Here is a 22,772-nt window from a genome sequence, read left to right as displayed (position 1 = left end):
CGCGCCTGGATGGCGCGCAGCCTCTTGTGTCGGGGCCTTGGTCGTGCACCTTATCCTTCCCGTTGCGGCTCTCCAGCACTTCGGAATCTGCGGGATAAGTATTTGAATTATCTGGATTCAGCTGTCGGTCACCGTTGTCGCTTTGCACGGAAATGTGCGAAATTCCGCGCGGAGTCCCGCTGAAATGTGCGACAATCCGCACAAATGAGTCCCGCAGCCCTTCTCCGCCGCCGCAACCTGGCGCTTGCCGGCATCACGCTCGCGGCGATCCTGCTGCTCGCCTGGGCGGGCAGCCGCTGGGCGAACGGGCAGGCGCGCGGCTCGGCCGACGCCGTCGCCCAGCAGACCGCACGCGCGCATGTCGGGCTGCTCAATTCCGAGCTGCAGAAGTTCCGCCTCCTGCCGCTGGTGCTCAGCGAGAATCCCGAGATCGCCCCGGCGCTGCGCGGCGGCGATCCCGATGCCGAGCGCCGGCTGAACGAGACGCTCGAGCTGCTTGCGGCGCGCACCGATGCCGCCGCCATCTACGCGATCGATCGCAAGGGGCGCACGGTGGCGGCGAGCAACTGGCGGCTGCCGACCAGCTTTGTCGGCCAGCAATATGGCTTCCGCCCCTATTTCCGCGACGCGATGGAGCGCGGCGCCTCGGAACTGTTCGCGCTCGGCACGATCAGCGGCCGCCCCGGCCTTTACCTCGCGCGCCGGGTAGACCGGAACGGACAGGCGCTCGGCGTAGTGGTGGTCAAGGTCGAGTTCGACGATGTCGAGGCGGCCTGGGCGCGCGCGCCCGGCATCACCGTCGTCACCGACGCGCACGGCGTGATCCTGGTCACTTCGATCCGCGACTGGCGCTTCAAGGCGACCCAGGCGCTCGACGCCGCGACTCTGGCCGATGCGCGTCGCACGCTTCAGTTCGGCGCCGGCCCGCCCCGGCGCGCACCGCTGACGATCGACGGTGCCAATGCGCGCGTCGAGGCCAGCGGCAAGGCACAACGCTATCGCGCCGCCGCCGAGCCGGCGCAGCTTGCCGGGGCGCATCTCGTCCATCTTGCGCCGCTGGATCCGCCGCTCGCCGCCGCGCGCACCCAGGCGCTGCTGATCGCGCTGGCGATCCTGCTCGCCGCCGGCATGCTCGCCGGCTTCGCATTGCGCTCAGCCGAGAAGCGCCGCCTCCAGCGCCACCACCAGGCCCGGCTCGAAGCCGAGGTCGAGCGCCGTACCGTCGAGCTGCGCGAGGCCAATGCGCAGCTGATCGTCGAGTCCGAGGAGCGCGCCGAGGCCGATCGCCGTTATCGTGCCGCGCGGGAGGAACTGGCCCAGGCCAGCCGGCTCGGTTCGCTCGGCCAGATCACCGCCGGCGTGGCGCATGAGATCAACCAGCCGGTAGCGGCGATCCGCAGCTTCGCCGAGAATGCCGAGACCTTCCTCGATCGTTCGGCGGTCGACAAGGCCCGCGCCAATCTCAAGCAGATCGTCTCGCTCACCGAGCGGATCGGCACGATAACCTCGGAACTGCGCGCCTTTGCCCGTCGCAAGACGCCGGTCGAGGGCAGCGCCGAGCTGGGCTCGGTGCTCGACGGCACGCTGCTGCTGCTCGGCGAGCGCGCCCGCGGCGTGGTAACGGTCAAGGTTTCCAAGGCTCAGCGCCAGCTGGCGGTGCGGGGTGACCGCATCCGGCTCGAGCAGATCCTGATCAACTTGCTCCAGAACGCCCTCGATGCCGTGCAGGGGAGCCGCGAAGCCAGGATCCTGGTCGAGGGCGCGCGCGACGGCGATGTCGCCCGGCTTTCGGTGATCGACAACGGTCCAGGGGTCGCGCCGGAGATCGCGGATACGCTGTTCTCCCCCTTCACTTCGGCGAAGGAGGGCGGGCTTGGGCTCGGCCTCGCCATCGCCCGCGATATCGCCCGCGAGTTCGGCGGCGATATCGTCTATGCGCCCGGCCCGGATGGGGGCGCCACTTTCCATCTCCTGCTCAGGGTCCTGTGATGCTCGCGCCCGACAATGCCCTGGTGATGTTCGTCGAGGATGACGAGCCGCTGCGCCTCGCCACGGTGCAGACGCTGGAGCTGGCCGGACTCGAGGTGCTGCCCTTCGATCGTGCTGCCACGGCACTCGCGCAGCTGACGGCGGACTTCCCCGGCGTGGTCGTCTCCGACATCCGCATGCCGGGGATGGACGGGCTCGAGCTGCTGCAGCGGGTGCGGGCGATCGACAGCGACATTCCGGTGGTGCTGGTCACCGGGCATGGCGATGTGCCGATGGCGGTATCTGCGCTGCAGGACGGCGCGTTCGATTTCATTCCCAAGCCCTTCGCCAAGGAAAGGCTGCTCGCGGCAGTGCGCCGCGCGCTCGACCGGCGGGCGCTGATCATGGACAATCGCCGCCTGCGTGCCGCGGCCAGCGCGGCGGCGCAGGAGGAGAGCCCGCTGATTGGTGACAGCCCGGCCATGGCCCGGCTGCGCGCGATGATCGGCCAGCTCGGCGAGACCGATGTCGATATCCTGATCGAGGGCGAGACCGGTACCGGCAAGGAACTGGTCGCGCGGATGCTGCATCGGAGCGGGCGGCGGCGCGGCAAGCCCTTCATCGCTGTCAACTGTGCCGCCCTGCCCGAGGGGATCGCCGAGATCGAACTCTTCGGCCATGCGGCGGACAGCGTATCCCACACCAGGCTTTCGCGCGTCGGGCGGATCGCCTCGTCGAGCGGCGGCACGCTCCTGCTCGACGAGATCGATTCGATGCCGCTTCAGATGCAGGCACGGCTGCTGCGGGTGCTTGAGGAGCGCGAAGTCCAGCCGATCGGCGCCGAGCGGCCCGAGCCGGTCGACCTGCGGGTGATCGCCACGGCGAAGGAGGATGTTGCCGTCGCGGTGGCCGAGGGCCGCTTCCGGGCGGATCTCTATTACCGGCTGGCGGCGATGCGCATCCGCGTGCCGGCGCTGCGCGAGCGGGGCGGGGATGTGTTCCTGCTGTTCGCGGCCTTTTTCGAGGAAGCCAAGCAGAAGCTCGGCGCAAACGACGCGGTGCTGGGCCCGGCGGTGCACGCGCAGCTCGCCCGCCACCAATGGCCGGGCAATGTCCGTGAGTTGCGCAACTTCGCCTTCGAAGTCGCGGCGGGGCGCAGCTTCGCCGAGGTGGAGGAAGTGGATCGCGCCGATCTGCCGACGCGCCTGGCGAAGTTCGAGGAAAGCCTGATCCGTGACGCGCTGGTCCGCAATGGTGGCCGGGTATCGCAAGCGCTGATCGAGCTCGGGGTGCCGCGCAAGACTTTGTACGACAAGATCACCCGGCTGGGCATCGACCTGGCCGAGATCAAGCGGGTCCGGTGAGAAAGACCGGCCGACGCCGGGAGCGCCGGCCGGCAGGTTGTGGATACTCCGTCGGGTCGCAGAAACGGAGTTCCGGTAATCGGGCGATGCCGGTCAGTGCATCGGATAGTCGTTCGAGACCTGGTCGGCGCCGCTGTTGCGGATGCGCAGCGTCACCGGGTTGAGGTCCTTCGATTCCGGGAATAGCAGGCGGAAGCGCGCGGTGTCGCGGCGCTGCATGCCGTTGGTACCCGGATCGCGCTCCAGGCCGGCGGCGGTGCCCGTGACCTTGTCGTCATAGAGATTGCCGTCGTCGCGGATCGACTGGCCGTCGGCATCGATCAGGAACGCATCGATTTCCGAGGCGCGCATGCCGACATGGTCTGTCTCGGCGCGGACGGAGACGATCGCCTGCCAATGGCCGTCCGGCCCCTGGGCCAGCTCGTCCACCTTGAACGACCAGATGCCGTAACGCTGCCAACTGCTCGCACCGGCAGGCACGCCCGGTCCGGCCGAGGCGGTCGGACTGGAGTTCTCCGAACCCTTGGCGCTGGAAGCGAGGTCGATCAGCGTCTCGGCAACGCGCTCGACGGTGCCGTCGCGGCTCTCGCCGCCGATGACGGTGGCAGCGGTGCTCTTCACCAGCTTCTTGAGGAAGGACTGGGCGTGTGCGGGCTCGGCTGCGGTCAGCAGCAGGACCGCGGCAATGACGTACTTCATGGGATGACCTTTTCGTCTGCGGGCTCAGCGCATCGCGAAGTCGCGCGAGACCGGGCGATAGCCGGTGTCGGCGATGCGCAGCCTGGTGGGGTGGAGATCCTTTGATTCTTCGAAGAGCAGGCGGACGCGGATCGTGTCGCCCTTCTGCATCCATTGCGTCCCGATGATCGGCTCGAGAGACTTGGCGGGGCCAGTCACCGAGGGGCGATAGAGGCGGCCGGCCTGGCGGATCACTTCGCCGTCATTGTTGATCAGCGACATCTCGATCTGGGCGGAGGCCATGCCGATGCGATTGGCTTCGGCGCGGACGGAGAGGATCGCCTGCCAGTTGCCGTCTGGGCCCTGCCGGACCTCGTCGACCTTGAAGGACCAGAGGCTGCCATAGAGCTGCCAGTTGCCGGCACCCGCGGGAACGCTTGCGCCACCCGGGCCCGGAGCGGGAACCGGGGTGGGGGCGGGCGACGGCGCGGGTGCCGGCGGTGGCGCCGGAGCTGGTGTCGGGGGGGATGGCTCCGGCGTTGGCTGTGGCGTGGGTTGGGGCTTGGGTTCGGGGGCGGAAAGCGGCGACATCCAGGACGCGATCACGCTGTCGCTGGTGGCGAGCTCAAGCACGCTGGCCGCGAAGGGCACCGATCCGAACGGGATGGTATAGGTCTGGGTCTCGCAGATGTTGATCGCGCGTCGACCGAGCATGGTCTCGCCGCCCGCGCTGCGCGCCCTGGACGCCATCGCCTTCTGGCCATTGGTGCCGCGCAATGTGCCGGTCATCGCCGAGAAGTCGAGCAGTTGCGCCTGGTCGGAAACATTCTGGAACTCGACCACCGCCACGGCACCTTCGCCGTCGCGGGCAAGCGATACGCGGCTACTCCACAGCCAGCCGCCCGAATGGCGCGACATCGGGGTCTTGCCGGTGACGCGGCAGGCGAAATAGGGCGCCGGGGCCAAGCCGGGGCGCGTGATCGTCCCGCGGATGCTGTTGTCGTCGAAGCCGAACTCGGCCGCGCCATTCTCCATCAGGCTGGAGCCCGCATAGGCCTGGAAGGTACCGGCCACGTGCCCGGCACGGTCGAGCTGGCCGCCAATGTCCTGGGTGATCGCGCTGCCGTCGGGCGCAAAGGTCTGGAGCGACAGGGTGATACCGGTGCGGTGCGCCTGGCCCTGGAACCCCTGGTTGGAGCGCCAGGTCGTGTTGTCGATCACGCGCATCGTGTTCAGGTCGGTCGCGCTAGGCGCATAGTCCTGGGCCGCGGCGGGCATGGCGAGGGCGATGCCGGCAAGGGCAATGCCGGCGGATAGCAGGGGCTTGGACATGGTGGCTCTCTCGGAAATCAGGCGGCGAGATGCGCCATGCGGGCGGCGGCGAGCATCGAGGCCCAGCCCTTCACCGTCATCGAGGCGCGATAGGCGTCCTGCATCTCGGCGGTGAGGATCTCGAGCATCAGCGCGTTGTCGACCCAGACCTCGATCACATCGAACACGCCGCCGCGGCTGACCGTCTCGACATGCCAGGATTCGCGCCGGGCGACGGCATGCACCGCCGCTTCGTCGAGCGGGGTGGCGACCGCGGCGTGGAACGGGCTGAACCGGTTGGAGTGGATCGCGAAGCGTTCGCGCACGCCGTTGCCGCTGAAGCTCGGTTCGAGCTGCCAGCCCCGGGCATAGACTTCGATCGCGGTGCCGTTCTCGTCGCCGGCAAAGGCGATCCAGCTATCGTTGCCGATCGGCGGGAAGGGCATGGCAACGCCGCCCATGATTTCTGCGAGCGCAAAGGCGGTGGCCGCCGGCGCGTCTGAGGAGATCGAAATGTGGAACAGCATGGTCTTCACTCATCTGCTTGGGATGAGCATGAACTAGGAGACCGCTGTTTCGCCCTGACCTCGTTCCCGGCCCTATCGGGTTTCAATTGTTTCGCCGGCGGATGCTTCGGCGAGCATCGCCTCGACCGCGGCGCGGATCTCGGCGGGGTCGAAGGGCTTCTCGATCACCGGCCGGCCGATCTCGGCGGCGCGGCGGCTGGTGTCGCCCGCCAGGATGTCGCCGGTAAGGAACAGGAAGCGCGCGCCCTGGCCCGACCGTGCAGCCGTGGCACGCCGCCAGGTCTCGAACCCGTCCATCCCCGCCATGCGGACGTCGCACACCACCACGTCGAACCAGCCGGCGGCGATCTCGGCCAGCGCCGCCTCGCCGCCGTGCACCACCCGGATCGCGGCGCCGAGCGGGCGCAGGCACTCCTCGATCAGCTCGGCGACATCGGCTTCGTCGTCAACGATCAGGATGCGGCCCCGGCTGCCGCCCGTCGCCGGGCGCGGCGCCTGGCGGCTACGCACCGGCGCGACCGGCTCGACCGGCAGGGTGATGCGGAACGCCGCGCCGTCGCCTGCCCCGGATACCAGCTCGAGCGACCCCTCATGCGCCTCGACGATGCCGCGCGACACCGAAAGGCCCATGCCGGTGCCTTCGCCCACCGGCTTGGTGGTGAAGAAGGGCTCGAAGATCCGGCGGCGGACGGCATCGGCGACGCCGGGGCCGGTATCGCGCACCGTCAGCAGGATATGGCCGGCGGCGTCCCGCGCCGTCTCGATCCGCACCTGGCGCGGGGCGCCGTCTGGCAGCGTGGCCAGCGCGTGCTGGGCGTTGATCAGCAGGTTGATCACCACCTGGACGAGCTGGTCGCCATCGGCGCTGGTGCGCGGCAGGCCAGCATCGAGGTCGAGCACCAGCTCGATGCCGGCGGTACGCAGGCCATAGCCAGTGATCTCGAGCGCGTCGTTGACCAGCGCGTTGATGTCGACCGCGCTGCGCTCGGGCGCGCTGCGCCGGGCCATGGCGAGGAAGGTCCGCACGATCCGCCCGCACCGGTCCGCCGCCGAGCGCAGCTTCTGCAACGCGCTTTCGTGCGGCGTGCCGGCGAGCTGCTCGGCCAGCACGGTCGAGCGCCCGAGCACCACCGCCAGCGGGTTGTTGAGCTCATGGCTCACGCCCGCAAGCAGCGAGCCCAGCGCGGTCATCTTCTCGCTCTGGTGCAGCGCCTCGCGCTGGCTGGCGACTTCGGCCTCGATCCGGCGACGCTCGGTGATGTCGCGGATGAACACCACGATCAGCGCGCGGCCGCCCTGCTGCAGCCGGCGTGCCTGCAACTCGGCGGGGAAGCGCCGGCCGCGCACGCTGCGCGCTTCGAAGGGCCAGGCATCGGCCATGCTCTCGCCGTCGAAGCGCAACGCGTCGCCGATCGGCTCGGCTTCCTCGGCCGGCGCGATCAGCTCGGGCAGGGGGCGGCCGATACTGGCGACGCCCGTGGGCGCGAACATCCGGGTAAAGGCCATGTTGGCGCTGACCACTCGCAGATCGGCATCGGCCAGCACCACCGCGTCGAACGCCGCGTCGAGCACCGCCGAGGTGGTGGCATGCGCTTCCTCGAGCCGCGCGACCGCGCCGCGCTGGGCGGCGAAAGCCGCGTCGATCGCGGTCAGCGTCGGGCGCCAAAGCCGCGAGACTTCGGGCGGGGTGCCGGTCCCTGAGCGCTCGATATGCTCGGCCAGGCGGAAGGCGGGGGCGAGCACCCGGCGCAGCACGTACCAGGCGACCAGGCAGAGCAGCGCGTACAGCCCCAGCATCACCGCGAGCAGCGCGCCGAGCCGGAACAGCACCTGGCGGGTGACATTGCCCATGTCGGCGATCGCGATCACCCGCAACGGGGTGTCGCCGATCGCCTGGGCGCGCACCACGCGCTTGCCCGTGAGCACGCCGCGCGGCGGCTCGCCATCGGGATCGAAGCCCAGGAAATCGCGGACCTCGGTCCCGGCGGTTTTCGCCTTGCTGAATGGCCCGGCGGCAAGCGGAATGTCCGCCGCGCGCGAGGTGGCGATCACATGCTCATTGCCATCGACCAGCGTCAGCTCGACACCCGGCACCGGCTGATTGCGCAGGATCTCGCGCAGGTCATTGGCCCATACGTCGATCCCCACCATCATCCGGTACTGGCCATCGACCCAGACCGGGGCGAGCAGCGAGACCAGGCGTCCGTCGCCCCGGATCGCCCGGCCGGCGCGGCTGCGGCCGGTATAATTGTCGCGGTAGACGGCGGTCCATAGCGGCGGCGCCGCCTCCGGCCGGTGCGCGACCGACTGGATGAACTGGTGGGTGGCGGGATCGAACACCTTCTGCGCCATCGCCCGGGCCATGGCGAGATGCTCGGTGTCGGGCAGCCGGGGGTAGTTGGCGGCGAAGCCGGTCCGCGCCGACATCACATAGCTGAGCGCGATGTCGGGCGCGGCGGCATGGACGCCGGCGAGGGTGAGCCACAATTCCTCCACCACCGCGCGATCGGTGGCGAGGTCGGCCGGCGTGCCACTGATCGAGCCGCGATAGCCCAGCGTGTTGCCGCGCACGCCCTGTGTCGGCACCGCGCCGCCGCGCTCGATCGCCTGATAGGCATATTGGGCGCTCGCGCGCAGTGTCAGCACGCGCTGATTGGCGGCGGTCACCAGCGCGGCGATCTGGTTCTCGGTGGCGCGCGCGCCGGTCGCGGCGACGCGCAGCTGGCGATCATATTCGGATTTCACCACCCAGGTCGCCACCGCGACGAGCAGCAGCCCGATCGACACCACCGCGGCGACCAGCGCCTGGGTGGTGCGCCTGCCGCGAGGGGCGGCTTCGCTCATTCGCCTTCGGGCACCAGCATATAGCCTTCGCCGCGCACCGTGCGCAGGATGCGGGGGAAGGCGGGGTCCACTTCGATCTTCTTGCGCAGCCGGGCGACGCGGATGTCGATCGATCGGTCGAACGGATCCCAGCGGCGGTGATGCGCCAGTTCGAGCAGCTGGTCGCGGTTCAGCGCGCGGCGCGCATGGGTGATGAACACATAGAGCAGGTCGAACTCCATGGCGGTGAGCGGCACTTGCTCGCCCTCATCGTCGAACATCTGGCGCGTCTCGACGTCGAGCACGCATTTGCCGATCCGCATCCGCGCCGGCGGACGGCCCTGGCGGTTGACCGGTGCCATCGTCCGCCGCAGCACCGCCTTTACCCGCGAGCGCAGCTCGGCCGGATCGAACGGCTTGGCGAGATAATCGTCCGCGCCCATCTCCAGCCCGACGATCCGGTCGGTGGTCGATCCCATCGCGGTGAGCATCAGCACCGCAGCGCTGCTCTCGGCGCGCAGCCAGCGCGTGAGCGACAGCCCGTCCTCGCCGGGCATGGTGATGTCGCAGACGACCAGGTCGGGGCGGAAACTCGGCACCAGCTTGCGCAGCTCGGCGCCGTTCGCGGCGGACTCCACCTGGTATCCGCACCCGGCCAGGAACTCGCTGACCATGTCGAGCACGTCGGGATCGTCATCGCAAACGATGATCCGCGCCGCCACGCCCGCCTGAGGTTCGCCGTCCTTCACAGGGCCACGATACCCAATTCCGGCAGGAGCCGCACCGGGCAGTTTTGTTTCAATTGTACCGCGTGCGGGCGACCGGTTCCCGGTCGCCCGCCGGTGCGGCGTTCAGTCCTTCAGGTTCCCCGGCGAAGGCCGGGGCCCAGGCTCGGCCAACCATCGACGGCGCCGGAGCCTCACGAACGACATTGCAACTGGGCCCTGGCCTTCGCCGGGGAACAGCTGGCACCACATTCGAGAAGCAGGCTCAGACCAGCTCGCCCAATGCCGAACGGTCAAACCCCTTCAGGCTGCCCGTATCGCCCGTGCGGATCTTCTCCGCCCAGTTCGGGTCGCTGATCAGCGCGCGGCCGACCGCGATCAGGTCGAACTCGTCGCGCTCCATCCGCTTGACCAGCTTCTCGATGCCCGTGCTGGTCGAGGCCTCACCGCCGAACGCGGCAATGAACTCGCCCGACAGGCCGACCGAGCCGACGCTGATCGTGGTGGCGCCGGTGAGCTTCTTGGCCCAGCCCGCGAAGTTCAGCCCTTCCTCGCCGTCGATCTCGGGGAATTCGGGTTCCCAGAAGCGGCGCTGCGAGCAGTGGAGGATGTCGACGCCGGCATCGATCAGCGGCTGCAGCCAGTCTTCCATCAGCTGCGGAGTCTCGGCCAGGCGGGCGGCGAAGTCCTGCTGCTTCCACTGGCTGACGCGCAGCGCGAGCGGATAGTCAGGGCCGACGGCGGCGCGGACGGCGGCGATCACTTCGCCGGCGAAGCGGGCGCGCTCCTTGATCGAGGCGCCGCCATAGCGGTCCTCGCGCTCATTGGTGCCGCCCCAGAAGAACTGGTCGATCAGATAGCCATGCGCGCCGTGCAGTTCGACCAGGTCGAAGCCCAGGCGCTTGGCGTCGGCCGATGCGCTGGCAAAGGCGGCGACGGTGTCGGCGATCGCTTCCTCGGTCATCACGTCGCCGCGCGGCGCGCCGGGTGCGAGCAGGCCCGACGGGCTCTCGACCGGGCTCTCCGGCTCCCAGCCGCCCTGGCTCTTGGTCGATCCGGTGTGCCAGATCTGCGGGCCCATCTTGCCGCCGGCGCCGTGCACCGCGTCGATCACGCCCTTCCAGCCGGCCAGCGCCTGCTCGCCATGGAAGAAGGGGATGCCGCCTTCGTTGCGCGATGCCGGGCGGTTGATCACCGTGCCTTCCGACAGGATCAGGCCGACGCCGCCTTCGGCCCGGCGGCGATAATAGGCCGCGTTCGGCTCGCCCGGAATGCCCTCGGGCGCGAAGCTGCGGGTCATGGGAGCCATGACGATGCGGTTCTTGAGGCTGAGGTTGCCGCGCTCGAAGGATCGGAAGAGGATATCGCTGTCGGGCATAGGGAATGAAATCCGTGTTGGTTGGACGCGACTAGGTATATCATGTAAACTTGGGTGCAAGAACGCACCTGCTGTCGACCAGGTATATCGGAGGAAACCTTGGACCATTGCGACCCCCGGCATTTCTCGGCCGGCTGCCCCAGCCGCGAGCTGATCGACCAGATCGCCGATAAATGGTCGATGATGGTACTGGCCGTGCTCGATGGCGGGCCGCTGCGCTTCAATGCGATCAAGCGGCTTCTGGAAGGGGTGACGCAAAAGGCGCTCACCCAGTGCCTGCGCCGGCTCGAGCGCAACGGCATCATCCTGCGCCGCGTGCTGCCGCTGTCGCCGGTGGCGGTGGAATATGAGATCACCCCGCTCGGCCGCTCGCTCCAGCCGCCGTTCAAGGCGCTGTACCGCTGGACCTTCGAGAATCTCGGGGTCGTCGAGGAAGCGCGCCAGGCATTCGACGCGCGGGCGATGGGCTGACTTCTATCCCATTCAGAATTCCCCTCCCTTGCGGGAAGGCTGTCCTACCCAACCTTCGGCCGTCGGCAGAACGGCACCAGCACCAGCGCCGCCAGGAACAGATAGGCCATCACCCGGAACACGTCGTTGAACGCCAGCGTCATCGCCTGGCGCTGCACGATATGTCCCGCCACGCCCTGCGCCATCAGCAGCGCCTCGGCGCGGTCGGGCGTGTAGCTGCTCGCATAGGCGGCAAGGTTCTCGATCAGTTCGCTGCCGGTGCGCCCGGCCACGCCCAGCGCCTCGCCCAGCCGCAGCATGTGGAGCCGCGCATTGTCCTGCAGCCAGGTGTTGACCAGCGCGATGCCGATCGCCCCGCCCAAATTGCGCATCAGGTTGAACAGGCCGGAGGCGTAGCGCAGTTCGGGGCCCTCGAACCCGGCCAGCGCCAGGTTCACGCTCGGCACGATGCACAGCATGATCGCGAAGCTGCGCACCGCCTGCGGCCATAGCAGCGCGTGGAAGCCCCATTCGGGCGTCATGAAGCTGAACAGCCATAGCCCGGCGGCGAACAGGCTCAGGCCGAAGGTTATCATGATCCGCGGATCAAGGCGTTGGGAGAGGCCGGCCGCGATCGGCACGCCGAGCATCTGGACCACGCCGGCGATGAACACGGTCGTACCGATCTCCGACGCGTTGTAGCCCCGCACCGAGCCGAGGAAGACCGGGACCAGATAGGTCGCCGAATAGATGCCGAAGCCGATCACCAGGTTGAACACGCAGGCGAAGACGAAGGTCGGCTTGCGGAAGGGAGAAAGGTTCACGATCGGGTTCTCGGAGCGGAAGGAGCGCTCGAGGAACAGCAGCAGCGCGACGAAGCTCAGCCAGGCGCCGGTGGCGATGGCGTGATCCTGGAACCAGTCGTTCCGCGGGCCTTCCTCCAGCACATATTCGAGGCCGCCCAGGAAGATGGCCATCGCGATCAAGTGTACCCAATCAATCCGTTTGAGCATCGAAAGATTGGACTGGTCGACCCGGATGAACAGCAGCGAGAGCGTCGCTACCACCGCGCCAGGGAGGATGTTGACGTAGAAGATCCAGCGCCAGCCCATAGCGTCTGTTATCCATCCGCCCAGAGTAGGCCCCAAAGTTGGCGCCAGTACGGAAACCATGCCGAGGATCGCCGGGATCATCGCGCGCTGCTTGCCGGTGAACATCGCGAAACCGGTTGCAAACACCGTGGGGACCATCGCGCCGCCGATGAATCCCTGCAGCGCGCGGAAGGCGATCATCGATTCGATGCTCCAGGCAAGGCCGCACAGCGCGCTCGCCAGGGTGAACAATCCGGCCGAGAGTGCGAACAACCAGCGCGTGGAGACTGCTTGTGCGAGGAACGCGGCGAAGGGGATCATCACCAGCTCGGCCATCAGATAGGCGGTCTGCACCCAGCTGATCTCGTCCGAGCTGGCCGAGAGCCCGGCGCGCACTTCGTTGAGCGATGCGGCGACGATCTGGATGTCGATCAGCGCCATGAACTGGCCGAACGCCATCACGCCGAAGATCAGGAACTTGCGGCGGTCTGGCAGCGCCTGCGGGTCGATCGTCTGCGCCATCCGGGCCTCTTGAACGGGTGCGATGATGATTATATGATGCATGTCATATAAAACAAGGATGGCCCCCGAAATGCGCTATGGGCGTGAACATCGCGAACTTACGCGTCTGAAGATTCTGAAGGAGGCAGCCGCTGCGATCCGGGCCAAGGGGCCGGAGGGCGTCGGCGTGTCGGCCCTGATGAAGCAGGCGGGCCTCACCCATGGCGGCTTCTACGCCCATTTCGCCTCGAAGGACGCGCTCGTCGCCGAGGCGATCGGGGTGATGTTCGAGGAAGCGCGCAGTCGCTTCGACTGGGCGCTGGCCGAGGCCGATCCGCGGGCGGCGCTCGACAAATATGTCGGCTTCTACCTCTCGCCCCTCCACCGCGATGCGCGCGGCCGGGGCTGCCCGGTGGCGGCGCTGTCAGGCGACATGGCACGGCTCGAACCCGCCGCCCGCGAACGCTTCGGCCAGGGCAGCACCGCACTCGCGCACCGGCTGGGCGAGGCGCTGGCGCGGCACGGCATCGCCAATGCTCCGGCAGCGGGCCGCTCGATGCTGGCCGAGCTGGTCGGCGCGCTGCTGCTCTCGCGAACCGTCACCGATCCGGCCGAATCCGACGCGATCCTCGCCGATTCCGCCTCGGCCATCCGCGCGCGCTATCAATTGGAGATACAGGCATGAACGGGCTCGAACAGGTGCAGGCGCTGCTCGCCGCCGGCAAGCAACCGCCGATCGGCGAGACGCTCGCCTTCTCGCTGGTCGAAGTGGCCAGGGGACATGCGGTGTTCGAGGGCGTGCCCGATCGGCGGGCCTATAATCCCCTCGGCACGATCCATGGCGGCTATGCCGCGACCCTGCTCGATTCCGCCTGCGGCATCGCCACGCACAGCGCCCTGCAGGAGGGGCAGAGCTACACCACGCTCGAGCTCAAGGTCGCCTATCACCGGGCGATGACCGAGCAGACCGGGCTGGTCCGCGCGGTCGGCACGGTGATCTCGATCGGCCGCCGCGTCGCGTTCGCCGAGGCGAAGCTGACCGATGCCGAGGGACGGTTGCTCGCCTCGGCAACTTCCACGCTGCTGGTGATCAGCCAGTGAGCGAGCAGATCGAATCCAAGCCGCGGCGCAAGCTGCCCAAGGTCGCCGTGGCCGGAGGTGCCGCAGTGCTGCTGGCCGGTGCCGGGGCGTTGTGGATCGCCAGCCCTGCCTCCAGCGAAACCACCGACAATGCCTATCTCCGGGCCGACAGCACGATCGTGTCGGCACGGATCAACGGGCAGATCGCGCAGGTGCTGGTCCGCGACAACCAGGAAGTGAAGGCCGGCGAGCCGCTCGTCCGGATCGAGGATCACGAGTTCGCCGCCAGGCTCGATTCGGCCCGCGCCGCGGTGCGCGATGCCGACGCCGATGTCGCTGCAGCCCTGGCGGCGATCAAGTCGCATGGGGTCGAGACGCAGCTGGCTGGGGCGAATGTTGCGGTGGTGCGGACCGGTATTGCGTCGGCCAATGCCGAGCTGCAGCGGGCCGAGGCGGATGATTTTCGGTATCAGGCCTTGCTAGCGGAGGGATTCGCAACGCGGAGGGACGCCGAGCGGATCCGGGCCGTCCTGATCGATGCGCGGGCCAAGGCGCGGCAAAGCGGCGCGAGCCTGGCCGCTTCGCAGGACAGCGCCGGCGTGACCCTTGCGCGCAAGGACAGCCTGCTCGCCGAGCTGGAAAAGGCCCGAGCCGGCGCCGAGCGCGCCCGCGCCGCGCTGAGGCTGGCCGAGCAGGACGAAGGCTATACCCTGATCCGCGCGCCGATCGGCGGCGTGATCGGCAACCGCCGCGCCCAGGCCGGCGACCTGGTCCAGCCAGGCACCCGGCTGCTGACCCTGGTGCCGAGCCGCCAGCTCTATGTCGTCGCCAATTTCAAGGAGACCCAGACCGCCCGCATGCTCGCCGGCCAGCCGGCCAAGGTGCATGTCGACGCGCTGGGCGGCGACCCGCTGAGCGGCCGCGTCGAGAGCTTCGCGCCGGGCTCCGGCTCCGAATTCACCCTGCTGCCGTTCGAGCCGGGATCGGGCAACTTCACCAAGATCGTCCAGCGTGTGCCGGTGCGCATCGCGCTCGACCCGGACCAGCCGGCGCTGGCGCGGCTGCGGCCGGGCCTGTCGACCACGGTGACGGTGAAGCTGGCGCGCTGAGGCGTTCCCCACGGACTCAAAGAGCGGCCGGGCACCAGGCCCGGTCGCGAGAGCCAAACAGACGAAACCCTACATTGCAAGCAGACCAGGCGGCGGGGCCGCCCCGGGCAAGCCGACCAGGCGGCGAGACCGCCACAGGGCGCAGGGAGATCGCGCCCTGTGGCGGGCAGCCCTATTTCAGCAGGTACCAGGCGCCGATCGCGGCGGCGACGGTGTTGAACGGCTGAAACAGGTTGTTTCCCCAATCATTGTCGATCGTGCCCGAATTGGTGGCCGTGCTCACGATATACGGATCCTGCCGGGCCGGATTGCCGAAAGAGGGATCGGCGCGGCAGGTACGCATCACATAGCGCCAGAAAATGCCCGAACCCGAACCATAGTCGTTCGAGTCCCTGCTGATCGGCGAGTTTCCCTGGGGATCCAGGTAGGGCCCGACCATATTGGGATGGCCCCAGCTGAACGCCGGCATGTTGTAGAAGACGCCCTGCAGCAGTTCGGAGGGATAGCTGTCGGCGTCCGGCACATTGGCGCCGGGCAGCTGCGCATATTGGGCGAGCGCGCCCATGATGAGCCCTTGATCCCCGCCCCAATAGGCATTGGCGAAATAGCCCTCGACCGGCGGGAGGCCGCCCGCATCGAACGGCGCGTAGGTGGGCGTGCGCTCATGCACCAGCTTGCCATGCGCGAACTCGGTCGCCAGCGAATCGCTGCCGGGCAGGTTCAGCCAGCTCGCCAGGAAGGCGGCCACCTCGTCCGCCTTCTGGCGATAGGCCTCGACCGATTGCAGCCGGTCCCAGGCGCCGCCGCTCAGGCCCTCAGCCGCCTTGCGATTGGCGGCGGCGATCAGGCTGCAGCAGAAGGAGAGGTAGAGCCCCGACATCAGCGTGACCTGGAACACGCCGAGCGTATTGTATGCCGGGTTCGGGTTGCTCGCGTCGGGTCCGTCATCGACCGGGAAGGGCAGGGTGGAGAAATCATATTGCCAGCAGCCGCCCGGGAAGCGCGGCACGGCCCAATCGCCGACGGTCTGGGTGGTGAAGGTCGCATAGTCCGCATTCTGGCGCGGCGTGCCGCCGTCCTGGGCGCCGCGCTCGATCAGCGCCCAGCTGTTGCGCGTGCCGATATGGAGCTCGCCGCGCGCGCTGAGGATTTCCCTGGTGAACTTGACCCGGTTGCTCTGGAGCGCGCTGTTCGCCCAGATCGCGTCCGGGATGCGGTTCGCGATCGTCGTGAAGTCGCCGTCATCGACCAGGCCCCATAGATCGATCGCCGCCGTCTGGAAGAACTCCAGCTTGTCGCCGAAAATCCCGCTGTATTCAGGGTCGAACGCCTTGGACGCCGCGATCCCCCACCAGGACCAGTCGTCATACCAGGCCGCCGTCAGGCCGACGATGCCATATTGATAGCCATGGACAGCCTTGTTCACCAGCGCTTCCATCAGCGTCGCGCTGTCGAGGTCCAGCTCGCCTGCTTCCTTCAGCGCGAGGAAATAGTCGAGGACAGTGTCGAACACGCAGCCGACCTGCCAGAAATTGGGATATTCCAGCTCGGGAACGAACAGGCCGGCCTGGCTCGCGAAGGCATAGGCGAGGCCCTTTTCGTCGTCGAGCGTGCCCATTGCGTTCTTCGCGGAATCGATGAACTGCGAAACTTCGAGTTTCGGATCAGCAAGAACCATGGTCTTTGCTCCCATCAGACGATTGGCTGGAAAATCGACAGGTCGATATTTTCAAATGGTCGCATCGATCATTTGGGCTGTCCATTGACTCATCGGTCCGTAATGACTGGATCGACTGCAGGCTGCTGTATTCAAGGCAAGAAAAAACCCGCACGGCATCGCCGCGCGGGTCTTTTGTTCGGACGGCTGTTGGCCGAAGCGGCTCAGCGTGCCTTTTGCGCGACCTGCACCGCGCACTTGGTGCGCACCGGCAGGGCCGACTTGCCCGCCTGGTGATGGGTCTGGGCCTGGGGGCAGGCCGGCTTGTCGCGCATCCGCCAATGAGTGGCCGTGGACTTGCCCGAGGGCGCCCAGACCAGCTGATGGGTCTCGTGCAGCGACTGGGCCTGGGCGGCCGGCGCGAAGGCGAGGACGGAAGCCGCAACGGCGGCGAGAGCGAGTTTCATGCTATCTCCTTCAGATCTTCGCAGAGATAGCGCCGGCGCCGATACCGTGTTTTGCGCGCCTGTAAGGAAGGTTTTCCCGTACGTTACGAAGCGCTGCCGGTCCGTGACAAAGCATTGCCGTAAAGCCCCCATCTTGAGGAGAAGGGGCATCAGGCCTAGATCGCGTCCATGAATTTTCTCGAGACCATGGCATGAGCGCGCCCGTCATCGTTCTGGTTGAAGACGATCCCGCGCTGCGAACCCTCACCGCACGGGCGCTCCAGGAAAACGGCTATTCGGTGCGCCAGGCGGCAACCGCGCCGGAGATGTGGCTGGCGTTCGACAACGGTCCCGTCGACCTGGTCCTGCTCGACATCATGCTGCCGGGCACCAGCGGCATCGACTTGTGCCGCGAAGTGCGGCGCAAGAGCGACGTGCCGATCATCTTCATCAGCGCCAAGGGCAATGAGCATGATCGCGTGCTCGGGCTCGAGCTGGGCGCCGACGATTATCTCGCCAAGCCGTTCAGCACCCGCGAGCTGATCGCCCGCATCCGCGCGGTGCTTCGCCGCGGCGGGCTGGAGCGCATGGCGGGCGGCGACCGCGAGACCCAGGCGCATTTCGACGGCTGGACGGTCAATTTCCCGCGCCGCGAAGTGAAGTCGCCGAGCGGCGCCGTGGTCGAGCTGACCGGTGCCGAGTTCGACCTGCTCGCCGCGTTCCTCAGCCAGCCCCAGCGCGTGATCGCGCGCGAGCGGCTGGTGGAGCTTTCGCGCGTCCGGCTGGGCGACAGCTCGGATCGCAGCGTCGACGTGCTGGTCAGCCGGTTGCGCCGCAAGATCTCGGCCGCCGGCCATGAGCCGCCGATCGGCACGGTGCGCGGCATCGGCTATATCTTCCGCGCAGAGGTCACCCGGTCCTGAGCCTGCTCCCGCGCCACCCGCTGGGGCTGCTCGGCAGGATCCTGCTCATCCTGCTGCTCACCGTCGCGGTCGAGTTCGGGGCGAGCACCTTCCTCTATGAGCGGTCCTCGCGCTACTCGATCGAGGAAAGCGACGCGCACCGGCTCGCCGAGCATCTGGTGATCGCCGAGAAGCTGCTGTCCGAACGGCCGGTGGCCGAGCGGCCGACCGCCGCGCAGGAACTTACCACCGATCGCTATATCGTCCGCTGGTCGCCGACGATCCCGCAGCGTCCCGCCTTCCCGCCGCGCCAGAAGCGGATGGAAGCGCAGGTGACCAATTGGGAGAAGGACCTGGCGGAATCGCATCTCCAGCTTCGCCTGGTGCCGAGCGCGCACGGCCAGGTGGTGGGCGGCGAGATGCGCATGCCCGACGGCAGCTGGATCGTGTTCAAGACGCGCGAGGCGGTGCAGGTCTGGCAGTTCGCGATCGAGCGCACCCTGGTCGCGCTGGTGCCGGCGCTGCTGCTGCTGACGCTGGGCGCGCTGCTGATCCGCGGCACGCTGCTGCCGCTGCGCAAGCTGATCCACGCGATCGGCCATGTCGGATCGGGCAAGCGGGTGACGGTGGAAGAGGAAGGCACCGCCGAGATCCGCGGGCTGATCCACGCCTTCAACGGCATGCAGCGCCGCATCCACGAGCTGATCGAGAATCGCACCCAGGCGCTGGCCGCGGTGGGGCATGACCTGCGCACGCCGCTCGCCCGGCTGCAGCTGCGGCTGGAAGGGGTGGGCGACGAGGATAGCCGCCGCGCGATGCAGGACGATATCGGCGAGATGGACGACATGATCGCCTCGCTGCTCACCTTCCTCAAGGGCGAGGACGATCCCGAGCCGGCGGTGGCGGTGGACATCGCGGTGATGGCGGCGACGTTGGTGGAGGACGCCACCGATCGCGGACGCGACGCGACCTATTCGGGGCCGCAGCATCTCGACTGGATGGTGCGGCCCTCGATGCTGCGCCGGGCGCTGAGCAACCTGATCGAAAACGCGCTGCACTACGGCAAATCGGTGCAGGTCTCGGTGCGCGAGGAAGAAGGCGAACTGGTGCTGTGCGTGGCCGATGACGGGCCCGGCATCCCGCCCGACAAGATCGAGGAAGCGCTGCAGCCCTTCGTCCGCCTCGATGTCGAGCGGGGCCGCAATACCAAGGGCATGGGGCTTGGCCTTGCCATCGTCCAGCAGGCGGTGGCGCTGGAGAAGGGGCGGCTGATGCTCAGCAATGCAAGCCCCCCGAAGACGGGACTCATCGCGGAAATCCGTCTTCCCGGCTGACGGCAACACTTCTTCACAGTCCCGCTGCGCTGCGGCAAGATTGACTCCTTAGGTTGCACTCCGAGTTAATAGGAGTGTTCAACGTGAACGAGTTGATTGGCCGGGTCTTCAGCTTCGAGAAGACCGTCTTCCCGAACCAGAGCGACCTCTACGGCAAGCTCGCTACCCAGGGCCAGAGCCCCAAGGCACTGATGATCTCCTGCGCCGATTCGCGCGTGGTGCCCGAGCACATCATGCAGGCGCAGCCCGGTGACCTGTTCGTCTGCCGCAACGCCGGCAACATCGTGCCGCCGTTCGCCCAGAAGATCGGCGGCGTTTCCGCCACCGTCGAATATGCCGTGATGGCGCTCGGCGTGCGCGACATCATCGTCTGCGGCCATTCGGACTGCGGCGCGATGAAGGCAGTCGCCCATCCCGAGATGGTTGCGAAGATGCCGAACGTCGCGGTGTGGCTCAACCATTCGGACGCCGCGCAGCAGGTGGTCGCCGATGCCTATCCGGGCCTCGACGACGCAGCCCGCGTCCGCGCCATCAGCCTGGAGAATGTCGTGGCGCAGATCGCGCATCTCCGCACCCACCCCTCGGTCGCATCGGGGATCGCGCGTGGCGAGATCGCGCTGCACGGCTGGTTCGTCGACATCCATGCCGGCCAGATCCTGGCGCTGGACGGCGAGACCGACCGCTTCGTCGTCGTGCGTGACGATACCCCGCTGCCCGTCGCGGTGAAGCCGGCCCGTCGCCGCGCCGCCGACTTCGAGCTGGTGGAAGCCGCCGAATGACCTCCGCGCTTCCCAAGGGCTGGGTCGTCCGTGATTTCACGGGTTCGATCGTGGTCTTCCTCGTCGCGATGCCCCTCTGCATGGGCATCGCGGTCGCATCGGGCATGCCGCCCGAAAAGGGCCTGCTGACCGGCATCATCGGCGGTCTCGTCGTCGGCCTGATCGCCGGTTCGCCGCTCCAGGTGAGCGGCCCGGCGGCCGGCCTCGCGGTCATCGTGTTCGAGCTGCTGCGCGAGCACGGCCTGGCCGCGCTCGGCGCGATCCTCGTGCTGGCGGGCGTCCTCCAGGTGCTGGCCGGCGTCGCCAAGGTCGGCGGCTGGTTCCGCGCGATCTCGCCGGCGGTGGTGCACGGCATGCTCGCCGGCATCGGCGCGCTGATCGTGGTCGGCCAGTTCCACACGCTGTTCGACGCCAAGCCGCTGTCGAGCGGTGTCGACAACCTGGCGGCGCTCCCCGGCCGCCTGCTCGGCATCGATCCGACCAACGTCACCGGCACCGAAATGGCGCTGGGCCTCGGCGTGCTGACGATCGTGCTGATGCTCGGCTGGGACAAGCTCAAGCCCAAGGCGCTGCGCCTGATCCCGGGCGCGCTGGTCGGCGTGGTCGGCGCGACCCTGGTCGCCTTCGGCTTCGGTCTCGAGGTGGTTCGCGTCGCGGTGCCGGATTCGCTGGTCTCGGCGGTGACGCTGCCGGGCGAGGGCTTCCTGAACTCGTTCCTCAGCCCGACGATCATCATCGCCGCGATTGCGGTTGCGTTCATCGCCAGCGCCGAGACGCTGCTTTCGGCCGCCGCGGTCGACCGCATGCATGACGGCGTGCGCACCGACTACAACAAGGAACTGCGCGCGCAGGGCGTGGGCAACCTGCTCTGCGGTCTCGCGGGCGCGCTGCCGATGACCGGCGTGATCGTCCGCAGCTCGGCCAACGTCCAGGCGGGTGCGATCACCCGCATGTCGGCGGTGCTGCACGGCGCCTGGCTGCTCGGCTTCGCCGCGCTGCTGCCCTGGCTGCTGCGCGAGATCCCGATGGCGGCGCTGGGCGGCGTCCTCGTCGTCACCGGCTGGAAGCTGGTGAGCGTCAGCCATGTCCGTCACCTGTTCCAGCATTACGGCCTGCTCCCGGCCGCGATCTGGGCAGTCACCTTCGTGCTGGTCGTTGCAACCGACCTGCTGACCGGCGTGCTGATCGGTCTGGGACTGTCGGTGCTGGAGCTGCTGCCGCACTTCCGGCGCCTGCGCCTGAAGGTGGACGCGGAACATGGCGAGGATGCGCACCGCATCAACCTGGACGGCGCCGCGACCTTCGTGATGCTGCCCCGGCTGAACAGCGCGCTCGACGCGGTGCCGGCCGACCAGCCGGTGCACCTCGACTTCGGCAAGGTGCCGGCGATCGACCACACCAGCGCGGAGACGCTGCGCGACTGGGTGCAGCGCCGCCGGGCGCGGGGCCTGCGGGTGGACCTGAGCGGTCACCCCGACCAGCTCCGCAAGGTGCAGCCGGCCTGAGGCCGTAGCGACCTCGACACGCCACGGGAGGGGCAGGGGAGCGGACCGAGAGGGTCGCTTGCCTGCCCTTTCGGCGTTTCCGGCAAGGGTTCTTCGCGGAGTGTGTGCGAATGGCCACACCCGGCGAGAGCAACAGTTTATTACAATCAGGAAACCCGCGGACATGATTTCCCCGGCATTTTGAAGATCGGATAGCAGCGGCCCCCGTCCCACACCCTTCCGGGATGAGAGGGCCGCGCTTTTCGGCGCAGGCGGGAACATTCTCAGGCTATTGGGGAATGCCCGCATGAAGAAGTATCTGATCGCGGCCGTGCTGAGCTGCACGGCCTTTCCGGCTTACGCGCAGGAAGAAGCGCCGCCCAAGCCGATCACCGTTTCCGGCAATGTCGCGCTCGTATCCGACTATCGCTTCCGCGGCGTCTCGCAGAGCGACAAGGGCGCGGCCATCCAGGGCGGCATCACCGTTTCCCACGAAAGCGGCGTCTATGTCGGCACCTGGGGCTCGAACCTGGCCGGCTGGGGCACCTTCGGCGGCTCGAACATGGAGCTCGACCTGATCGCGGGCTACAAGAAGGACCTGGGCGACGGCCTGGCGCTCGACGTCGGCGTGACCTGGTACATGTACCCCTCGGGCGCCGACAAGACCGACTTCGCCGAGCCCTATGTCAAGCTCAGCAGCTCGCTCGGCCCGGTCTCGGTGCTCGCTGGCGTCGCCTATGCCCCGGCGCAGGAAGCGCTCGGCAACTGGAGCAACACGCCCGAGAGCGCGGCCGGCGACAAGGAGGACAATCTGTACCTCTGGGCCGATGTCAGCGGCGGCATCCCGAACACCCCGATCACGCTCAAGACGCATCTCGGCGGCTCGAAGGGCAATCCCGGCCTGGGCCCGAACGGCACCAGCGTGACGCCGACCGGCTCCTATCTCGACTGGATGCTCGGCGCCGATGCGGCGGTGGGGCCGCTGGTGTTCGGCGTCGCCTATGTCGATACCAACATCAAGAAGTCGGAGACGACCTACATCCAGCCGAACTTCTCGCGGGTGAAGGACGGCTCGTCCATCGCCGACGGGCGGGTGGTGTTCTCGGTCAGCGCGGCTTTCTGAGTTCAGGGGGCGGGGAGCCGGCGGGGGCGCCGGTTCCCCATG

The 22,772-nt window shown here is 68.1% G+C and carries 20 protein-coding genes; 11 read left to right on the top strand and 9 right to left on the bottom strand.

All coding sequences use genetic code 11. The annotated features are described in order from the left end of the window. Positions 1–204 precede the first annotated feature (204 nt). Entirely contained in the window at positions 205–1,989 is a 1,785-nt protein-coding gene (locus HNP52_RS16845) for an ATP-binding protein (protein WP_184168776.1), read from the top strand. Further along, positions 1,989–3,332: a sigma-54 dependent transcriptional regulator gene (locus tag HNP52_RS16840; protein WP_184168775.1), complete on the top strand. Its 1,344-nt coding sequence runs from the start codon at positions 1,989–1,991 to the stop codon at positions 3,330–3,332. The genes HNP52_RS16845 and HNP52_RS16840 overlap by 1 nt, the downstream gene beginning before the upstream one ends. Positions 3,333–3,425: 93 nt before the next feature. Here HNP52_RS16840 and HNP52_RS16835 read toward each other — a convergent pair whose 3' ends face one another. The 6 genes from HNP52_RS16835 to HNP52_RS16810 form a co-directional block, all read right to left on the bottom strand. Then, positions 3,426–4,031 (bottom strand): hypothetical protein, encoded by a 606-nt coding sequence (locus HNP52_RS16835; RefSeq protein WP_184168774.1) that lies wholly within the window; start codon positions 4,029–4,031, stop codon positions 3,426–3,428. A 24-nt stretch (positions 4,032–4,055) separates the two neighbouring features. Continuing rightward, the gene (locus HNP52_RS16830) at positions 4,056–5,342 is read right to left on the bottom strand and encodes a hypothetical protein (RefSeq protein ID WP_184168773.1); all 1,287 of its coding nucleotides are present in this window, start codon (positions 5,340–5,342) and stop codon (positions 4,056–4,058) included. Between the two features lie 17 nt (positions 5,343–5,359). Further along, positions 5,360–5,848, bottom strand: coding sequence for a hypothetical protein (locus HNP52_RS16825; protein ID WP_184168772.1), 489 nt, complete (start codon positions 5,846–5,848; stop codon positions 5,360–5,362). A gap of 72 nt (positions 5,849–5,920) precedes the next feature. Further along, a complete protein-coding gene (locus HNP52_RS16820; protein WP_184168771.1) occupies positions 5,921–8,692 on the bottom strand; it encodes an ATP-binding protein in 2,772 nt (923 codons plus the stop codon). Further along, on the bottom strand, positions 8,689–9,420 hold the full coding sequence (locus HNP52_RS16815; protein WP_311768503.1) for a response regulator: 732 nt from the start codon (positions 9,418–9,420) through the stop codon (positions 8,689–8,691). Before HNP52_RS16815 ends, HNP52_RS16820 begins: the two co-directional genes overlap by 4 nt. 241 nt (positions 9,421–9,661) lie before the next feature. Continuing rightward, positions 9,662–10,774 (bottom strand): NADH:flavin oxidoreductase, encoded by a 1,113-nt coding sequence (locus tag HNP52_RS16810; RefSeq protein ID WP_184168770.1) that lies wholly within the window; start codon positions 10,772–10,774, stop codon positions 9,662–9,664. Between the two features lie 99 nt (positions 10,775–10,873). Here HNP52_RS16810 and HNP52_RS16805 point away from each other — a divergent pair, with 99 nt between their 5' ends. Continuing rightward, positions 10,874–11,245 carry a helix-turn-helix domain-containing protein gene (locus tag HNP52_RS16805; RefSeq protein ID WP_184168769.1) on the top strand — a complete coding sequence of 124 codons (372 nt, stop codon included), beginning with the start codon at positions 10,874–10,876 and terminating at the stop codon, positions 11,243–11,245. Between the two features lie 44 nt (positions 11,246–11,289). Here HNP52_RS16805 and HNP52_RS16800 read toward each other — a convergent pair whose 3' ends face one another. Continuing rightward, on the bottom strand, positions 11,290–12,879 hold the full coding sequence (locus tag HNP52_RS16800) for a DHA2 family efflux MFS transporter permease subunit (RefSeq protein WP_260396194.1): 1,590 nt from the start codon (positions 12,877–12,879) through the stop codon (positions 11,290–11,292). Between the two features lie 28 nt (positions 12,880–12,907). On the opposite strand from HNP52_RS16800, the gene HNP52_RS16795 reads away from it, so the two are divergent. Genes HNP52_RS16795 through HNP52_RS16785 form a run of 3 tightly spaced genes read left to right on the top strand, consistent with a single transcriptional unit; the run spans position 12,908 to position 15,005 of the window. Continuing rightward, positions 12,908–13,501, top strand: a complete 594-nt coding sequence (locus HNP52_RS16795; RefSeq protein WP_184168768.1) for a TetR/AcrR family transcriptional regulator — start codon at positions 12,908–12,910, stop codon at positions 13,499–13,501. Beyond that, entirely contained in the window at positions 13,498–13,917 is a 420-nt protein-coding gene (locus HNP52_RS16790) for a PaaI family thioesterase (protein WP_184168767.1), read from the top strand. Before HNP52_RS16795 ends, HNP52_RS16790 begins: the two co-directional genes overlap by 4 nt. Next, positions 13,914–15,005, top strand: coding sequence for an HlyD family secretion protein (locus tag HNP52_RS16785; RefSeq protein WP_184168766.1), 1,092 nt, complete (start codon positions 13,914–13,916; stop codon positions 15,003–15,005). The genes HNP52_RS16790 and HNP52_RS16785 overlap by 4 nt, the downstream gene beginning before the upstream one ends. Before the next feature lie 172 nt (positions 15,006–15,177). On the opposite strand, the gene HNP52_RS16780 is transcribed toward HNP52_RS16785, so the two are convergent. Next, positions 15,178–16,683, bottom strand: a complete 1,506-nt coding sequence (locus tag HNP52_RS16780; protein WP_184168765.1) for a hypothetical protein — start codon at positions 16,681–16,683, stop codon at positions 15,178–15,180. 203 nt (positions 16,684–16,886) lie between these two features. Then, positions 16,887–17,129, bottom strand: coding sequence for a hypothetical protein (locus HNP52_RS16775; protein ID WP_184168764.1), 243 nt, complete (start codon positions 17,127–17,129; stop codon positions 16,887–16,889). 191 nt (positions 17,130–17,320) lie between these two features. Between HNP52_RS16775 and HNP52_RS16770 the strand changes: the two genes are divergently transcribed. The 5 genes from HNP52_RS16770 to HNP52_RS16750 all read left to right on the top strand — a co-directional run bounded on the left by HNP52_RS16770 (position 17,321) and on the right by HNP52_RS16750 (position 22,730). Continuing rightward, entirely contained in the window at positions 17,321–18,031 is a 711-nt protein-coding gene (locus HNP52_RS16770) for a response regulator transcription factor (RefSeq protein ID WP_184168763.1), read from the top strand. Continuing rightward, positions 18,028–19,344 carry an ATP-binding protein gene (locus tag HNP52_RS16765; protein WP_409372653.1) on the top strand — a complete coding sequence of 439 codons (1,317 nt, stop codon included), beginning with the start codon at positions 18,028–18,030 and terminating at the stop codon, positions 19,342–19,344. Before HNP52_RS16770 ends, HNP52_RS16765 begins: the two co-directional genes overlap by 4 nt. Positions 19,345–19,427: 83 nt before the next feature. Next, the gene (locus tag HNP52_RS16760; RefSeq protein WP_184168762.1) at positions 19,428–20,123 is read left to right on the top strand and encodes a carbonic anhydrase; all 696 of its coding nucleotides are present in this window, start codon (positions 19,428–19,430) and stop codon (positions 20,121–20,123) included. After that, positions 20,120–21,628, top strand: a complete 1,509-nt coding sequence (locus HNP52_RS16755) for a SulP family inorganic anion transporter (protein ID WP_184168761.1) — start codon at positions 20,120–20,122, stop codon at positions 21,626–21,628. The genes HNP52_RS16760 and HNP52_RS16755 overlap by 4 nt, the downstream gene beginning before the upstream one ends. 286 nt (positions 21,629–21,914) lie before the next feature. Beyond that, positions 21,915–22,730, top strand: a complete 816-nt coding sequence (locus HNP52_RS16750) for a TorF family putative porin (protein ID WP_184168760.1) — start codon at positions 21,915–21,917, stop codon at positions 22,728–22,730. Positions 22,731–22,772: the final 42 nt, after the last annotated feature.

The sequence above is a fragment of the Sphingomonas kyeonggiensis genome (genome assembly GCF_014204495.1).
Lineage (GTDB): Bacteria > Pseudomonadota > Alphaproteobacteria > Sphingomonadales > Sphingomonadaceae > Sphingomonas > Sphingomonas kyeonggiensis_A.
The sequence above is the reverse complement of the archived record's forward strand: the minus strand, read 5'-3'. Positions and strand labels throughout refer to the sequence as shown.

Excerpts from the sequence above, each read along its gene's own strand:
- HNP52_RS16845 (WP_184168776.1), top strand. The coding sequence starts at position 205 with ATGAGTCCCGCAGCCCTTCTCCGCCGCCGCAACCTGGCGCTTGCCGGC.
- HNP52_RS16840 (WP_184168775.1), top strand. The coding sequence starts at position 1,989 with ATGCTCGCGCCCGACAATGCCCTGGTGATGTTCGTCGAGGATGACGAG.
- HNP52_RS16835 (WP_184168774.1), bottom strand. The coding sequence starts at position 4,031 with ATGAAGTACGTCATTGCCGCGGTCCTGCTGCTGACCGCAGCCGAGCCC.
- HNP52_RS16830 (WP_184168773.1), bottom strand. The coding sequence starts at position 5,342 with ATGTCCAAGCCCCTGCTATCCGCCGGCATTGCCCTTGCCGGCATCGCC.
- HNP52_RS16825 (WP_184168772.1), bottom strand. The coding sequence starts at position 5,848 with ATGCTGTTCCACATTTCGATCTCCTCAGACGCGCCGGCGGCCACCGCC.
- HNP52_RS16820 (WP_184168771.1), bottom strand. The coding sequence starts at position 8,692 with ATGAGCGAAGCCGCCCCTCGCGGCAGGCGCACCACCCAGGCGCTGGTC.
- HNP52_RS16810 (WP_184168770.1), bottom strand. The coding sequence starts at position 10,774 with ATGCCCGACAGCGATATCCTCTTCCGATCCTTCGAGCGCGGCAACCTC.
- HNP52_RS16800 (WP_260396194.1), bottom strand. The coding sequence starts at position 12,879 with ATGCATCATATAATCATCATCGCACCCGTTCAAGAGGCCCGGATGGCG.
- HNP52_RS16795 (WP_184168768.1), top strand. The coding sequence starts at position 12,908 with ATGCGCTATGGGCGTGAACATCGCGAACTTACGCGTCTGAAGATTCTG.
- HNP52_RS16790 (WP_184168767.1), top strand. The coding sequence starts at position 13,498 with ATGAACGGGCTCGAACAGGTGCAGGCGCTGCTCGCCGCCGGCAAGCAA.
- HNP52_RS16780 (WP_184168765.1), bottom strand. The coding sequence starts at position 16,683 with ATGGTTCTTGCTGATCCGAAACTCGAAGTTTCGCAGTTCATCGATTCC.
- HNP52_RS16775 (WP_184168764.1), bottom strand. The coding sequence starts at position 17,129 with ATGAAACTCGCTCTCGCCGCCGTTGCGGCTTCCGTCCTCGCCTTCGCG.
- HNP52_RS16770 (WP_184168763.1), top strand. The coding sequence starts at position 17,321 with ATGAGCGCGCCCGTCATCGTTCTGGTTGAAGACGATCCCGCGCTGCGA.
- HNP52_RS16755 (WP_184168761.1), top strand. The coding sequence starts at position 20,120 with ATGACCTCCGCGCTTCCCAAGGGCTGGGTCGTCCGTGATTTCACGGGT.
- HNP52_RS16750 (WP_184168760.1), top strand. The coding sequence starts at position 21,915 with ATGAAGAAGTATCTGATCGCGGCCGTGCTGAGCTGCACGGCCTTTCCG.